14 protein-coding genes are annotated in these 15,822 nt (G+C 63.9%); 6 read left to right on the top strand and 8 right to left on the bottom strand.

What is annotated here, in order from left to right; translation table 11 throughout:
* Positions 1-76: 76 nt before the first annotated feature.
* Together ACN0RJ_RS17985 and rpoN are read right to left on the bottom strand one after the other, a co-directional pair.
* Positions 77-1,279 (bottom strand): CaiB/BaiF CoA transferase family protein, encoded by a 1,203-nt coding sequence (locus tag ACN0RJ_RS17985; RefSeq protein WP_417725114.1) that lies wholly within the window; start codon positions 1,277-1,279, stop codon positions 77-79.
* Positions 1,280-1,381: 102 nt separating this feature from the next.
* Positions 1,382-2,914, bottom strand: a complete 1,533-nt coding sequence (rpoN, locus tag ACN0RJ_RS17980; protein WP_417725113.1) for an RNA polymerase factor sigma-54 — start codon at positions 2,912-2,914, stop codon at positions 1,382-1,384.
* Positions 2,915-3,136: 222 nt separating this feature from the next.
* On the opposite strand from rpoN, the gene ACN0RJ_RS17975 reads away from it, so the two are divergent.
* On the top strand, positions 3,137-4,762 hold the full coding sequence (locus ACN0RJ_RS17975; protein WP_417725112.1) for a sigma-54 interaction domain-containing protein: 1,626 nt from the start codon (positions 3,137-3,139) through the stop codon (positions 4,760-4,762).
* Between the two features lie 110 nt (positions 4,763-4,872).
* Positions 4,873-6,987: an acetate--CoA ligase family protein gene (locus ACN0RJ_RS17970; RefSeq protein ID WP_417725111.1), complete on the top strand. Its 2,115-nt coding sequence runs from the start codon at positions 4,873-4,875 to the stop codon at positions 6,985-6,987.
* 67 nt (positions 6,988-7,054) lie between these two features.
* Here the strand turns inward: ACN0RJ_RS17970 and ACN0RJ_RS17965 are convergent, their stop codons facing one another.
* The 6 genes from ACN0RJ_RS17965 to ACN0RJ_RS17940 form a co-directional block, all read right to left on the bottom strand.
* Entirely contained in the window at positions 7,055-8,287 is a 1,233-nt protein-coding gene (locus ACN0RJ_RS17965) for an acyl-CoA dehydrogenase family protein (RefSeq protein ID WP_417725110.1), read from the bottom strand.
* Positions 8,288-8,370: 83 nt separating this feature from the next.
* Complete coding sequence (locus ACN0RJ_RS17960; protein WP_417725109.1) at positions 8,371-9,138, bottom strand: ABC transporter permease; 768 nt, start codon at positions 9,136-9,138, stop codon at positions 8,371-8,373.
* A gap of 1 nt (position 9,139) precedes the next feature.
* Positions 9,140-9,922 carry an ABC transporter ATP-binding protein gene (locus ACN0RJ_RS17955; RefSeq protein ID WP_417725108.1) on the bottom strand — a complete coding sequence of 261 codons (783 nt, stop codon included), beginning with the start codon at positions 9,920-9,922 and terminating at the stop codon, positions 9,140-9,142.
* Between the two features lie 10 nt (positions 9,923-9,932).
* Positions 9,933-10,994: an ABC transporter substrate-binding protein gene (locus ACN0RJ_RS17950; protein ID WP_417725107.1), complete on the bottom strand. Its 1,062-nt coding sequence runs from the start codon at positions 10,992-10,994 to the stop codon at positions 9,933-9,935.
* A gap of 147 nt (positions 10,995-11,141) precedes the next feature.
* Complete coding sequence (locus ACN0RJ_RS17945; RefSeq protein ID WP_417725106.1) at positions 11,142-12,197, bottom strand: AbrB family transcriptional regulator; 1,056 nt, start codon at positions 12,195-12,197, stop codon at positions 11,142-11,144.
* 60 nt (positions 12,198-12,257) lie between these two features.
* Positions 12,258-13,001: a carboxymuconolactone decarboxylase family protein gene (locus ACN0RJ_RS17940; RefSeq protein WP_417725219.1), complete on the bottom strand. Its 744-nt coding sequence runs from the start codon at positions 12,999-13,001 to the stop codon at positions 12,258-12,260.
* Between ACN0RJ_RS17940 and ACN0RJ_RS17935 the strand changes: the two genes are divergently transcribed.
* The 4 genes from ACN0RJ_RS17935 to ACN0RJ_RS17920 are packed head-to-tail and all read left to right on the top strand — an operon-like array spanning position 12,943 to position 15,695.
* Positions 12,943-14,166, top strand: coding sequence for a thiolase C-terminal domain-containing protein (locus tag ACN0RJ_RS17935; protein ID WP_417725105.1), 1,224 nt, complete (start codon positions 12,943-12,945; stop codon positions 14,164-14,166). The two genes, ACN0RJ_RS17940 and ACN0RJ_RS17935, sit on opposite strands and share 59 nt — an antisense overlap.
* Before the next feature lie 36 nt (positions 14,167-14,202).
* On the top strand, positions 14,203-14,667 hold the full coding sequence (locus ACN0RJ_RS17930) for a MaoC/PaaZ C-terminal domain-containing protein (protein WP_417725104.1): 465 nt from the start codon (positions 14,203-14,205) through the stop codon (positions 14,665-14,667).
* Complete coding sequence (locus tag ACN0RJ_RS17925; RefSeq protein WP_417725103.1) at positions 14,664-15,473, top strand: enoyl-CoA hydratase/isomerase family protein; 810 nt, start codon at positions 14,664-14,666, stop codon at positions 15,471-15,473. The genes ACN0RJ_RS17930 and ACN0RJ_RS17925 overlap by 4 nt, the downstream gene beginning before the upstream one ends.
* Positions 15,474-15,695, top strand: coding sequence for a thioesterase family protein (locus tag ACN0RJ_RS17920; RefSeq protein WP_417725102.1), 222 nt, complete (start codon positions 15,474-15,476; stop codon positions 15,693-15,695).
* The last annotated feature ends 127 nt before the right edge of the window (positions 15,696-15,822 follow it).

Raw genomic sequence — 15,822 nt, 5'->3', positions numbered from 1 at the left:
TGTAGTCCCGGCCTGTCACCGACCTCCCACAGGCCTCAAAGTCGCAATTTCCGTGCCACTCGGACGCACGGCGCACCTATTTCGCCTGATGAATCGCCGCGACGGCGAGCAACTGATCCACGTCGCCCTGCGAATAGCCCGCCTCCAGCAGCACTTCGACTGTATCCGCACCGACAGGTCCGGCGGGGCGCCCCATCCCGGCCGGAGTTGCCGAAAACCCGATCGGAGGGCGGATCGCGGTGATCTCGCCGGCGGAGGGATGGTCGATCTGCTGGAACAGGCCGACATCCTTGAGATGAGGGTTCTCGAAGAGGTCTTCGAGCGCGACAACCGGCGCGACCGGGATGTTCGAGGCCTTCAGCGTCCTGATCCAGTAATCGGTGGTCTGCTCGGCAATGAAGTCGCCCAGCATCGCATAGAGCACTTCGTAATTCGCGCTGCGATTGGCCTGGCTGTTGAACCGCGGATCGTCGGCCAGATCGGGACGGCCGACGATGGTGAAGAAGTCGCGCCAGTTCTTGTCATGGTAGGGCAGCGCACAGACGAACCCGTCCTGAGTGCGGTGCGGGCGGCGCAGCTGCGACATCACCCGCGAATAGCCCACGTCCTCGTTCGGACCGAAGGTGCGATTGCCCAGGTGCTCGACCATGAGAAACTCGACCATCGCTTCGAACATCGGCACTTCGACCTGCTGCCCCTTACCCGAGCGCGCGCGATACATCAGCGCCGCCAGAAGCGAATAGGCCAGTGTCAGGCCGCAGACTTTGTCAGCGATCAGAGTTGGGAAGAAGCGCGGCTCCCCGGCGAGATGCTTGCCCAGATCGGCAACCCCGCAGAGGCCCTGGATCAGATCGTCATAGGCCGGATCGTCGCTGTAGGCGCCGCCTTCGCCGTAGCCGTAGCCGCCGCAATAGACGATGTCTTCCTGGATCGCCTTCACGTCCTCGTACCCGAAGCCAAGACGCTCGATCGCCTTCGGACGCATGTTGTGCACGAATGCATCGGCCCCCTTGATCAGCGTACGCAGCACGTCTCGCGCCTCGGGTTTCTTGAGGTCGAGTGTGATCAGCTTCTTGCCGCGATTGATGTTGAGATGGATCGGTCCCATCCCCTCGGCGCCGTTCTTGCCGACATAGCGCATGATGTCCCCGGCGGGCGCTTCGACCTTGATCACGTCGGCCCCGAAGTCGCTCAGGATATGCGTGGCATAGGGCCCCATGATCACCGCGGTCAGGTCAATGATCTTAAGGCCTTGGAGCGGGCCGTTCTGATTGGTCATGTCTTGCGTCCTCGTGGAAATCTGGATCGGCACCTGAAAGAGGACTTCCGTGCCGGCTCTCTTTCCTTGGGTGCAATTTCGGTGCCATCTGCAAGGCGCAGATCAGCTGAACCCCGAGGCCTTCATCCGCCGCCGCTTGATCGAAGACGGGATGTTCATCATTTCCCGATACTTGGCGACGGTACGGCGGGCCAGAAAGATGCCCCGCTCCTTCAGTTCGGTCACGATGTCATCGTCCGACAGGATTATATCGGCCTGCTCGCCATCGATCAGTTCCTTGATCCTGTGGCGCACCGTTTCGGAGGAATGCTCGTCACCGCCATCGCTCGACGCGATGGAGTTCGAAAAGAAGTACTTCATTTCGAACATGCCGCGCGGGGTCATCATGTACTTGTTCGAAATGGCACGACAGACCGTCGATTCATGCATCCCGATGGACTGCGCCACGTCCTTGAGGCAGAGCGGCCGCAGATGATCGACCCCTTCGTCCAGGAACTTCTCCTGATGGGCGACAATCTCGCTGGCGACCTTGAGAATGGTTTGCGCGCGCTGTTCGAGGTTCCGGGTCAGCCAGTTCGCATTGCGCAGGCAGTCCATGACGTACTGCTTTTCGACTTTCCCCGTCGTGCCCGAGGAAATACGCGAATAATACCCGTTGTTGACCAGGATGCGCGGCAGCAACTGCGCGTTCAACTCGACGGCGCAGGAGCCGTCGGACAATCTCTGCACCATCACGTCGGGGATCGCCGGGATCACCGGGTCCGTATCGAAGCGCAATCCGGGGCGCGGATCGAGGGTGCGGATCTCGCGGAGCATATCCTGGATGTCCTCTACCGGCACGCCGCAGCGATTTGCCAGCGCCGCCATCTTGAAATCCGCCAGAAGCTTGAGATTGTCCAGCAGCACGGCCATCGCCGGGGAAACCGGCCCGCGCTCGGATAGTTGCAGGCGCAGGCATTCGGGAAGGTCGCGCGCCGCCACGCCGGCGGGATCGAATTTCTGCACTTCTGCCAGCACGGCGGCGATCCGCTCCGCGTCTGCCCCGGTCGTGCGGCTCACTTCGTCCAGATTGCGGCGCATGTAGCCGTCGGCATCCAAGCTCTCGATGATCTCGGCCGCAATGCGCTTGTCGGCGTCGTTCCGGATCGACCCGGCAAGCTGACCGTACAGATGTTCGCGCAGGGTCGTACGGGCCTGGCAGGTTTCTTCGAGGCTGCGAAAACCGCCATCGGCATTGCCGGAGGACTGGCGGCCGGCGCTTTCACCACCCGCGCCGTTCCCGGCCATCGGCCGCGGAGAGGTGTCCTCGCGCACTCCGGGCGCATTGGATTCAGACGCTTCGATACCGGAACTGTCCTTTCCGGAGACACTTTTCTGAACCGAGGGATCTTCGCGCATCAGCTCGATCAGCGGATTGCGTTCGGCTTGATCGGCGAGAAAATCGTGCAGCTCGTCATGGCTGAACTGCAACATTTTCAAAGACTGAATGGTCTGTGCCGAGATCGCGACGGACTGGCGCAGCTGCGTTGCAGGCAATGCAAATAATTGCATGAGTGCTCCCCCTTTGGTCGTCAGGTCGTTGCCGCCGCCCTCTCTGAAACCAGTTTCCGGCGAATTCGTCCCCGATGAGGACACTTCCCGCCGATTCTTGGCTCCTCCCACAGAATGGTGCGCGACTGACGGATTGATGGACCAGCTTTTTTCAGAAATCAAGCATCTATTAATAAATTTTCCACCATACGGCCACTGATGTTGAGTTATTGTATTTATCGTGTACAGTTTGCGCTGGCGACTGTGTTATTCTGGAGGGCACTCGTGGGTACAACCGAAAAAGATGGAGGGATTTCAGGGATCCTCGTGGTCGAAAAGTCCGGCCGCATCGCCGTCAGCCTCGGTGTCGGGGCCGATCCGAGAATCGAGGCGCTCGTCTCCAGCCCCGAATGGCTGGAGGATGCCGTTCAGAAGCGAATGTTCCCGATCACCCTGCGCGACAGCCGGTTGATCGCCATCGTGCGGCAGGTCGGCCAGGGCCACCTGGTCATCCTGTCGGAAAACCCGACCGAGACGGTCCTGAACTTCATCCTGAACGTCGACTTCGCCTATGACATCGTCGACCACATCCTCTCGGATCCCTATGACGGCATGGCAATCATCGACAAGGACGCAAAGGTCGCGTTCGTCTCGCCCGTCCACGAGAAATTCTTCGGTCTGCGCCCCGGCGAAGCTATCGGCAAGAACGTCCGCGATGTTATCGAAAACACCCGGTTGCATCAGGTCATCCGCACGGGTGTTGCCGAAGTCGGGCAGATCCAGCGCATGAACGGGACCGAACGCGTTGTCTCGCGCCATCCGATCCGGCATGGCAACAAGATCGTCGGCGCCATCGGACGGGTGATGTTCAAGGGCCCGCAACAGGTCGAGGCGATGGCGCGGCGCATCAGCTCCCTGGAAGAGCAGATCGCTCAGATCGAGAAAGAGGCCAAGAAGACCCCCGCCGCCCGCTCGGAAGAATTCCTCGACGCGATCATCGGCCAGAGCTTTGCCATCCAGTCGCTGCGCGAGCAGATCCGCAAGATCGCTCCGCTGGACATCCCGGTCCTGATCCAGGGCGAAAGCGGGACGGGCAAGGAACTGGTTGCCCAGGCACTTCACATGCACAGCCCTCGCCAGGGTGCGCGGCTCGTCACGGTCAATGCCGCAGCGCTGCCCGAGTCGCTGGTCGAGAGCGAACTCTTCGGCTACGCCCCCGGCTCCTTTACCGGCGCCGACAAGAAGGGCCGCGCGGGCAAGTTCGAGATGGCCAACAGGGGTACGATCTTCCTCGATGAAATCGGCGATATGCCGCTAGAGGTGCAGTCGAAGCTGCTGCGCGTCCTTCAGGACCGGATCGTCGAGCGGGTCGGCGGCGACAAGCCCAAGCAGGTCGATTTCCGACTGTGCACCGCGACGAACCGCGATCTGGAAGAGTTCGTCGAGATGGGGAAATTTCGCCTCGATCTCTATTATCGCATCAGCCCGGTGACGATCCTGCTTCCGACACTGGAAGAGCGGCTGGAAGATATCCCGCTGCTGCTCAACCATTTCGTCGGCGAACTGACCAAACAGTACAACCGCCCACCGACGGAGATCGAGACCGATCTCGCCGGTTACCTCATGGAACAATCCTGGCCCGGCAACATCCGCCAGCTTCGGCACGCGATCGAGCGGGCTTTCGTCTTCGCGGAGAACGGCAAGCTGGGGATCGCGGATTTTCAGCGCGAGACGGCCAAGGCGCCGATGCGCCCGCAGGCCGCTCCGCCGAGGGCCGCGTCCGCCGAATCCGACACGTCGGCCTATCAGGGCACGCTGAAGGCGTCGCTCGAGGATCTCGAAAACCGGCTGATCAACGATGCGATCGTCCGGTTCAAGGGCAACAAGAAGAAGGCCGCCGAGCATCTCGGCGTGTCGAGGTCCTTTCTCTACAAGAAACTCGAGTCCTCCTGACGCCGTCGGGCGGCGTTCATCCAGCTGGCATCGATCTTGCGCCCCGGTACGGCAAACCGCGGCGCGATGCAGGCCCGCGCCGGTCGAAATCCGCGCGAAAAGGACCCGAGATGAACGAACACACCCGCCCCGCCACGATCGCCGCCGACCTGGACAAGGCCTTCCGGCCCGAGAGCGTGGCCATCGTCGGCGCTTCACCGAGGCCGGGGATCGGCCGCAACCGGATCGTCAAGGTCCTTCTCAAGCACGGCTATGCCGGTCGGGTCTATCCCGTGACGCCGAGCGCGGACGAGGTCGAGGGGTGCAAGGCCTACGACAGCGTCCGCGATCTTCCCGAAGTGCCCGATGTCGTGCTGATCATCACTCCGGCGCACACCGTGCCCGCGATCATCGACGAATGCGGCGAAGTGGGCGTGAGGACCGTCATCGTCTTCAGCGCGGGCTTCGAGGAGATCGACACCGGCAAGGATCTGGCCATTCAGCTGCGCGCGGCAGCCCGGCGCCACGGCATCAATCTGCTCGGCCCGAACTGCCAGGGCATCTGGTCGGTCAAGGCCAGGACCATGCTCACCTTCGGGGCGGCGGCCCATGCGCTCGACGACATCCGGCACGCCAGGATCGGTGTCATCAGCCAGAGCGGCGCGTTGGCCGGCGCCATCGGGAACTACCTTCAGGGCAATCACCTCGGCTGTTCCTACGTCGTGTCCGTCGGCAACGAGACCTGCATGGACGCGCTCGATCTTCTGTCGTGGATGATCGAACAGGACGACGTCAACACCGTGGCGCTCTATCTCGAAGGGCTGGACGATGCCGGTCGACTGATCGCCATTGCCGAGCACGCCCGCGCCCGCGGCGTTCAGATCGTCGCGCTCAAGGCCGGCCGTTCGGCATTCGGACAGGAGGCGACCGCGTCGCATACCGGCAAGATCGCCTCGCCCTACGGCATCTACCTTGATGTGCTCGATCAGGCCGGGATCATCGTGGTGGAGAGCCTGGTCGACCTGATGGCCGCGGTCGAGGTGCTGTCCTTTCTGCCGGACCCCCGATCGTCGGACGACCCGCTTGCCGGTGTGTCGGTCCTGGGCTCCTCAGGCGGCGCCGGCGCATTGCTGGCCGATCACAGCGAGGAAAATGCCGTGCCCATGGCGACCTTCAGCGCGCACACGGCCGAAGTGCTCGAAGAGCTGCTGCCGGAATTCGCGCGCAAGGCCAATCCGATCGACCTGACGGGGCAGATCCGGTCGATTCCGAAGCTGTTCCGCAACACCGCCGCCGCCGTCGCGGCGGACCCGCGCACCAGCGCCATCGTCATTCAGTTCGCTTCCAGCGGGATGAGTGACCTTCTGGAAAACGCTGAGGACTTCAAGGCGGTGGTGAAGGATTCGGGGCTGCCCTTCATCATGTCCTTCGGCGCGGAGCGCATCACCGATCCGATCCGGCGCGAGATGCTCGAAGCAGGCATCCTACTGGCCGAAGATCCCTACACGGCGATGCGCGCCCTGCGATGGCTCTATCAGCGCGCGGAGTTCCGGACCATCCGGCCAGCCAGCGCCTTGGGGAGCACCGCCCGCACCGCACCGGAAACCTGGCAGGACACGATGGCGTTCCTGGATGCCTGCGGCGTGCCCGCGGCACCGTGGCGCATTCTGGACGCCGGGCAGGACGCGGCCAACGTCTGCGCCGGGCTGCGCTCGCCGCTCGTGGTAAAGGCGCTGCCGTCCGAGGCCGAACACAAGACCGAGCTGGGCCTCGTCAAGCTGCGTGTCCAGACCCCGGAAGAGGTCGACAGCCACGCCTGCGCCTTCCGCGTGGCCCTTGGCAAGCCCGCGATGCCGGTGCTGGTGCAGGAAATGATCACCGACGGGATCGAGGTGGTGCTCTCCTGCCTGCGCGACACCGATTTCGGGCCGATCCTGTCCATCGGGTCGGGCGGCGTCGCGGTGGAACTTTACAAGGACGTGACATTCCTCGCCCTGCCGGTGACCGAGGACCAGGTGCGACGGTCACTGTCCAAACTCAAGGTCCACACGCTTCTTGACGGCTTCCGCGGAGCGCCGAGGGCCGATATCGACGCGCTGGTCCGGGCCGCCGTCACCTTCGGCAACGTCATGCTGGAAACCCCCGACCTCGCCGAAGCCGAGATCAACCCGGTGCTTGTCCGCCCGGAGGGCAAAGGACTGGCCGCGGTCGATTTCCTCGGCGTGGTCTCTGCAAAGCCCGCCTGACGAAAGGGGCGCGCAAGCAAAAGGCGCAGTCTTCGGACTGCGCCTTTCCCGTCTTCCGTGCCGCGTTTCAGTGCGCGGCTTCCAGTTCCTTGGCGATGTCGTCGAACATCGGGCTGCGCAGACTTTTCCTGCCGTGATGGCGGTCGGCGACCTTGTACCCCAACGCATCCTCGGCAATCAGGATCTTCTGGACGTTGGCGGTGCCTTCGCCGGTGAAGAACTGGTCCGAGTAGGCGCGGAGATACGAAATCCGGTATTCCGTCGACAAACCATAGCCACCGAACATCTGCTGCGCCTTGTCGGCGACCATCTTCGCCGTGCTCGACGCGTGAAACTTGGCGATCGAGGCGATGCGGTTCGACGGCAGGTTCTCGTCAAGGCAGCGGGCGGCCTGGTAGACCAGCGCCCGGCTTGCGGCAATCGCGGCAACCATGTCGGCGATATCCGACTGGATCATCTGGAACTTGCCGATCGGGTTGCCGCGGATCACCCGGTCGTTGGCATAGACCAGCGCCTCTTCCAGGCAGGCCTGCGCAACGCCCACCGCCTTGGCCGCAACGGTCACCCGGCCCGGCTGCAGGGCGGTCATCGCGATCTTGAACCCGTCGCCCTCTTCACCCAGCCGGTTCTCCACCGGCACCTCGAAATCGTCGAGGTAGAGCGCGCAGGTGCGCCAGGCCCGGGAAAGTCCCATGGTGGGGATCGGCTGCGCATCCCAACCAGGGTACTTCTTGGGCTCGACGATGAAGGCAGACACGCCCTTGGCCCCGGCGCTCGGATCGGTCTTGCAGACCAGCACCCCCGTGTCCGTCTCGTTGGCCAGCGACGCCCACATCTTCGAGCCGTTGATCTTGTAGACATCGCCGTGACGCGTCGCCACCGTCTTCATCGCACCGAGAGAATCCGACCCGCTGCCCGCCTCGGTCAGCGACATCATCCCGATGGCCTTGCCGGCGAGCAGGTTGGGAACGAATTCCATCACCTTGGCGGGCGTCGCACCGGCATAGATGAAGCCCGGGCAACTTGAACTCTGCTGGTTCAGACAGGCTGCGAAGCGGGGATCGTTGCGGGCGAATTCCTCCTGGATCGCCGCTGCCGCCACATATCCCAACGCCGAACCGCCGACCGATTCCGGGAATACCGCGCCGAAGAACCCGGCCTCTCCCGCCTTGCGGACCAGATCGCGCGGCGCTTCCCCGCGCGCCTCGTAGCCGTCCATGACCGGCTTGACTTCGGTTTCCATGAACCGGCGCACGCTGTCGCGGATCGCCGGAATTTCCTCGGGAAGAAACTCGTCCACTCTCATGTCTCCTTCAGGTCTTCAGTTTGGATGTCCTCGCCGGAAAACGGCAAGGACGGGATCCGCGGAATGATGCCGGGGGGTCACATGCTGAATTCCCGCCGCCCCTCGTTTTGCTGCCAGGGCATGGCCAGCCTTGCGGCCATCGACACGCCCCAGTTCAGCAGCACGGCCAGAACGACGATCGCGCAGAGGGCCGCAAAGACCCCGGCAGTGTTGAAATCGCCTGCCGAACTCGACAGCAGGAACCCGAGTCCGCGATTGGCCGCCATCAACTCGCCCACCACCGCGCCGATCAGCGCGTAGGGCACCGAAATGCGCAGGCCCGCAAAGACCCAGGTGATCGCGGACGGCAGCACCACCTTGGTGACGACCTGCCATTCGTTCGCACCCATCAGCCGCAGGATCGCGATCATTTCGCGGCTGACCCCCCGCACGCCGGAATAGGTGTTGAGAAAGACCAGGAAGAAGCAGATCGTCGCGGTCAGGATGATCTTCATCTCGATCCCGATGCCGAACCACAGGATGAACAGCGGCGCCAGCGCCAGCTTCGGCAGGCTGTAGAAGGCCATGATGAACGGATCGAGGATCGCCGCCAGACGCTGCGCGCGGCCCAGGATCAGCCCGACGACCATGCCGATGGCCGCGCCGAGCAGAAAGCCGACAAAGGCCTCGAACGCGGTGATCGCGGCATGAAAGAACAGGTCTCCGCTGGATAGCCAGCGCAGAAGGACACCCCCGATGGCGCTCGGCTTGCTGAGAAAGAATTCGGCGACCAGCCGGCCCGAAGCCAGCTCCCAAAGACCGAGGATTGCCACGAGGATCGCGAGGCGGATCAGATTGGTCTGCATTTCAGTAGGCCTCCTGCTCGATGATGTCGGGTGCCATCTCGTCCCAGAGGCGGCCGGTCATCCGGGCGTAATCCGGATCATGGCGGATGCGCATGAGATCGCGGTCGCGCGGAAGCGGAATGTCGAGGATCGCGCGGATCGTTCCGGGCCCGCGCGAGAACACCGCGCAGCGATCAGCCAACGCCACCGCCTCGTCCAGATCGTGGGTCACGAAGAGGATGGTCTTTTCCAGCTTCTGCACGATGTTGCGCAGCTCCATCTGCATCCGGATGCGCAACTGCGCGTCTAGCGCCGCGAAAGGTTCGTCCAGAAGGAGGGTCTGCGGGCTGTAGGCCAGCAACCGGGCCAGCGCCGCGCGCTTGCGCATGCCCCCTGACAGTTGCGACGGATAACTGTCGAGGAATTTCGACAGCCCGACCATTTCCGCCAGTTCCTGCACCGTCTCGCGTTGTTGCCTGCGGGACCGGCCGGCGATTTCAAGCGGCACCGCAATGTTCCCGGCCACGCTGCGCCATGGCAGCAGGTGATCGCTCTGCGTCATGTATCCGACGTTGTGATTGTAGCCGGTGACGGGTTTGCCGTCATAGAGCACCTTCCCCCCCGAGGGGGGAAAGATTCCGGCGATCATGTTCAGCAAGGTCGATTTTCCGCAGCCGGACGGGCCGACCAGCGTGACGAACTCACCCTTGCGCACCGAAAGGTTGATATCGCGCGAGGCGTGGATCGGTCCGCCGGCGGTCTCGAATGTCTTCGAAGCGTTTTCGAACAGGATGAGTTCCGTCATCGACCCGCCCCTAGTTCGTGGTCAGGTATTGCACCGCGGCCTCGGCGGGCGCGTGATTGTAGGCCCCCTCGATCATCTCCGGAGGCATCGGCGTCTCCGCGAACCGGTTGTAGAAATCCACGACCCCGAGAAGATCCGCGTCGCTCACGTCGAGCGACGTCGGCACCGAATGAACCTGGTCGGCCCAGACCCGACGGAACAGGTCCGAATCCATCTCCGGATAGTACATCGCCCGCACCGCCTCTCCGACCGCATCCGTCCGCTCCGGATCGTGGATTGCATCCATCGCCATCTGCAGCCCAGCCGCCATGCGCGCGGCCTCGGTCGGATTGTTCTCGATCCAGTCCTGGCGCGAGTCGAAGGCGATGTAGAAATAGCCGTCGAGCGCGGGCAGTTCCCCGGCCGCCGTGTTCACGAGGATGGTCGCGCCAAAGTCCTTTTCCGCCACGTGGGTGTCCGGCGGCGAGGTGCTGAAGCCGTCGATCCGGCCGTTGTCCATCGCGCCGAGATAGGTGCGGGCATCGGCGCCCATCGGGACGATCTCCATCTCGCGGTCGGGATCGACCCCCGCTTCGGCTGCGATGTAGCGCAGCGCCTGATCCGAGCCACTGCCAGGTCCGGAGACGGCGATCCGCGCTCCCTTGAGCGCGGCAAGTTTGTCCGCGAGCGGGCTTTGCCGGTCGATGCCATGGGCCTCGGCCCAGGCCTTGGACACCACGACGCTGCTCGTGAGCTGGCGCACGACGGGCGCGAACATCTGAACCGGCACGCCCTGCCCCCTCGCCTTGAGCACCGACGCCGTCGAGCCGAGGTAGATATCCGCATCTCCGCTGACGATGGCGGCCAGCGATTTCGACCCCGCGCCGGTCCGTACCTCTTCGATTTCCAGCCCGAGATCGGAAAACGCGCCCATTGCATTGGCCGCGTAATATGTCAGCGACGCGAAGCTGTTGGTAGAGCGCGTCACGACGACCTTGTTGTCCTCGTCCGCAGCGGCCGAAATGGCTGGCCCGATCAGTGCAACCGACAGGGCGCAGATCCTCCAGCCCCTAAAGAGTGCAGTCCGTTTCATTCCGTTCCTCCCGTTTTGACCTGCCGGAGTGCCCGGGGACTAGCGGCGTCATCGGGCACGGCCCCTCTCCCCGGGGTCCGGTGTCCTGTCCGCTGCGTCCCCCTCGGGCCGACAGTGACCACGGGCTGCGCAAATTGCATGCCAGAGCTATCGGTCCCGGCGCGCCGTCATGCGGAAAGCGGCGCCCGCAAAGATCGCGACGACCATGTAGCGAACGATGTGGGACAGTGTGACATAGGCCACGCTCTGGTTGATCGCGAGCGCGAGAAGGCTCATCTCCATCATCCCGCCAGGCGCAAAGGCCAGGAATCCCGCAAAGAAGTCGATGTCGGTCGCAGCGATGACGACCAACCCGAACAATGCGGCCACGAAGGTGGCGATCAATGCCGAGATGCTGCCATGCAGCATGAGCCGCGCCGCCGAGCGTAGCCGGATCCCTGCAAACCGGCCGCCGACCCCCGCGCCAAGCACGAACTGCGCCCCGAGCGACAGGGCGGTCGGCGGACCGATCTCGACCACCGAGAACAGGTGCACCGCCGCACTCATCGCGAGCGGACCAAGGATCATCCGCGCCGGGATCCCGAACCGCTTGCCCAGGATCGGGCCCAGAACCGCGCAGATGATGAGCGTGGCGGCATCGTGCAGGTCGAAATCGGACAGCCCGATGAACGTCCGCCTTGCCGACCCGTTGGACACGCCGAAGAGCATGGACAGGATCACCGCGATCACCCCGACCGAGATCAGCACCCGCAGCGCATGGGCCAGGGCGATCTGCTTTTCGTCGCCGCCATTTTCAGAGCCCATGATGAGCATGTCGTTGAGCCCGCCGGGCATGCTGGAAAAATACGCCGTCACGTGATCGCAACCGGCTACCTTGCGGAAATAGGCATAGTTCACGGCGCTCGACGCAAGAACGTAGAGCGGGATCATCGCTAGCGACACCGCCCATTCCGCCGCATGGGCAAAAAGCTCGGGCCGGAAGGTGGAGCCGAGCATGACACCCAGCACGGGCAGGGCAACGGGACGCAGAAAGTCAGGGCCGCGCAGGGGCACACCGGCAATAGCAAAGATCGCATTGGCCACCATCGGCCCCAGAAACCAGGGCAGCGGAGATCCGATCCGCAGCGCGATGAGCGCCCCGGCAATTCCCAGGGCGGCGGAAACCGCATAGGCCTGCAAGGTCGGTCGGGTGAGGGAAATCATGACGTCACGGACACGTTTCAATCGCCCCGACGCACCGGGGAGCCATCGGCCGCCCCTCCGTCATCTCTCGGAAAACCCGGAATACAGACGGACATATCCGCGCTCGACGCGCTTTCTTGCGTGGCTCGCCGCAAGCTCCGGATCGAGCGGGCCGAAGCCGAACCCGGCCACCAGTCGATGCATGAAGGCCGCGCGGGCCGTGATCGCCACCGCGTCATGCATGGCCTGTTCGTCCCATCCCGCCGCGAACATCGCGTCGACATGGGCACGAGTCACGTCGTCGGGCTGCCGCGCAAGGTGCCGCACGAAACGCAGGACCGGGCGCAACCTGTCCTCGACCGGCGCCGTTTCGATGTCGGCCAGCAGGGCATCGATCGATCCGCGCGGCAGGCCTCGGGCGTAGGCCACTTCGGAATGACCGGTCAGCACGAAGGCGCAGCCCATCTCCCCCGCCGCGAACGCCAGAAGAACCTCGCGCTCCTGCTGCGAAAACGGAGAGGGGCCGTTCATCAGCAGTTCGCTCATCTGCGACCAGAGGCGATAGAGGTCCGGGAAGCGTTTGTAGATGTTTGGCGGGCCGGCATTTTCCGGCAAGGTATCGAGGAACGGCAACATGGACTCCCTGAACTCCGCCGGATCGGCGCGAGCATCTGCGTGACGTTGCGCAAATTCGGTGCCAAATTCGGGCCGGAGTTCGCTTCGGGCCGCGGCAGGGGGCTGGCACGTAATTTGCAGGGTCGCCGGCATGTCCGCCTCGACGATCCGGTCGCGCGGTTCAGGACGCAAAGACCAAGGATGTTCCATGACCCTTCGAAACAAAGCAGTGATTGTCGGTGTTGGCGAAAGCGACATAGGAAAGCTGCCGCACATGACGGGCCTCGGGCTGAACGCCCAGGCCGCGCGCCGCGCCATTGCCGATGCCGGGATCAGCCACACCGAAATCGACGGGTTGCTGACCGCATATTCCTTTACCGAGCCCTATTTCATGCTCGGCTCGGTGCTGGCGGAATACCTGGGCATCGCCCCGACCTTTGGCGGGTCGATCATCGTGGGCGGCGCGTCTCCGACCGTGATGCTGCATCACGCGGCGAATGCGATCATCTCCGGTTCGGCCGAAGTCGTGTTGGTCTGCGCCGGTGAAAACCGCGCGACCGGCATGAGCCGGGACGAGACCGTGGCCGCGATGACCGCCGTGGGGCATCCCTATTTCGAAGCGCCCTACGGGGTCGGCATCCCGTCGCTCTATGCCATGGTGGCGAATGCCTACATGGCAAAATACGGCACGAAGCGCGAGGAAATGGCCGCCGTGGCTGCCAACACCCGCGCCAATGCCCTGAAACATCCCAACGCGCAGATGAAGACGCCGCTGTCGGTCGAGGATGTGCTCGCCTCCAAACCGATCTCGGACCCGCTCAACATGTACGACTGCTGTCTGATCTCGGATGCCGGGGGGGCGTTCATCGTGACCTCGCCCGAACGCGCCAAGGACATGCCGGGCAAGCCCGTCTACCTGGCGGGGATCGGGGAGTCCCACCCCTACGAACACCTGATCTCGGCGCCGAACCTGACCGAATTCGGCGCCGGAAAGTCGTCGGAACTGGCCTATTCGATGGCCGGTCTCGGGCCTCGCGACATGGATCTGGCGATGCTCTACGACTGTTTCTCGATCGTTCCGATCATAGAGATGGAGGAGCTGGGCCTCGCTCCGCGCGGTCAGGCGGGCGCCTTCTTTGCCGAAGGCCGCGCCGCGATCGGCGGCGAACTGCCGGTGAACACCCACGGCGGGATGCTGAGCCATGCCCACGCCGGGGCGGTCGGCGGTCTCATGGCGATCATCGAGGCGGTCCGCCAGCTGCGCGGCGAGGCAGGCGAGCGCCAGACCCGCGGCGCCGGCGCCGCCATCGTGCACGGTGAGGGCGGCATCCTGTCATCGCATTGCACCGCGATCCTGACCTCCGAAGCGCGCTGATCGCCCTCATATTCAAGACAACACAGGAGACATCGGATGAGCACCTCCCCCCGCGGCATGTTTTTTGAGGATTTCGAGATCGGCCAGTCCATCGAGACCCCGCGCCGTACCATCACCTCCACGGACATCGTGAATTTTGCCTGCCTTTCGGGCGATTTCAACGGCGTCCATACCGATTTCGAATATTGCAAGACCACGCCCTTCGGCGAGCCCATCGCGCACGCTCCGCTGGTCTATGCGGTCATGGGCGGTCTCCAGTATGCCAGTGGCGTCAACGACGGCACCCTTCTGGCGGTGCTCGGCATCGACACCTGGCGGATGCACAAGCCGGTCAAGCACGGCGACACCCTGCATATGCGCTCCATCGTGCGCGAAAAGCGCAAGACCTCCAAACCCGACCGCGGAGTGGTGACGCTCGACCGCGAGTTCGTCAACCAGCACGGAGATATCGTGCAAAGCATGACGGTCACATTCATGTACCGCTGCCGGGACACGGAATGACCGGATCGGAGGCCGATCAGGTTGACGCGCTTCTGTTCGAAGTCGGCGACGGCATTGCAACCATCACCCTGAACCGCCCGGAAAAGCGCAATGCCTTCACCGACGGCATGGTGCGCCGGTGGGTGCAGTTGCTGCAGGACGCCGAGATGCGCGACGACGTGAAGGTCGTCGTGCTCACCGGCACCGGCACCGCCTTCAGCGCCGGAGGTGACATCGGCGACTTCAGGGAAAAGGCCGAGGAGTCCCCCATCGCCGTGCGCGACCGTCTCGTGACCAACGCCCAGAGCCTAGCGCACGCCTTGACCCGTATGGAAAAGCCGGTGATCGCAGCGGTCAACGGGGCCGCGACTGGGGGCGGCATGGATGTGGCGCTGCTCTGCGATATACGCCTCGCCAGCGAGTCCGCGCGGTTTGCGGAAACCTACGCGCGGCTCGGGCTGGTCCCGGGTCTTGGCGGGGCGTGGCTGCTGCCCCGCCTGGTCGGAACGGCGCGGGCGCTCGACCTGCTCTGGACGGCCCGTTGGGTCGATGCGGCCGAGGCGCAGTCAATCGGCCTGGTCACCCATGTCTTCCCTGACGACACGTTCCGCGACAAGGTTGCGAGCTTTGCCGCACAGCTTGCCGCCGCGCCCCCGATGTCGCTGCGCTACATCAAGCAGCTAGTGCGGCAATCGCACGACAGCGACTTCGACACGCACCTGGACGCGGTCGCTACGAAACTTGCACTGGTGCGGACCAGCAGTGATCACAAGGAAGCGATTGCCGCGCGCAGGGACAAGCGCGCTCCGGTGTTCAAGGGCCGATGAATGGGCGTCACGCACGAGGAACGATGCTTTCCCGGAGACGGTCTTCGCGTGGGCACCTGCCTGACGAGGGTGTCGGGCAAGACCTTCAACATCCGGCACCGCCTGTCCGCCCGCAGCGCACGGCGGATCGCCACCGTGGAACAGTGCCTGATCGCCGTCGATCCGAACGCGCGGCGCGCGGTCGAGGTGCCCGCGTTCCTCCGGAGCGCAATGGCCGGGTGACCCATCGACGGGCAGGCCCGCTGCGTCATCCGGGAGACAGCAAGGAACAAGGAGAAAACCGCTGATGAAGGTACTCGTACCCGTGAAGCGCGTGATCGACTACAACGTGAAGGTTCGCGTGAAAGCG

Origin of the sequence: Salipiger sp., assembly GCF_048261495.1 — a bacterium.
Taxonomy (GTDB): domain Bacteria; phylum Pseudomonadota; class Alphaproteobacteria; order Rhodobacterales; family Rhodobacteraceae; genus Salipiger.
Note: the sequence above shows the minus strand (reverse complement) of the source record. Positions and strands in the feature narration are given on the sequence as shown.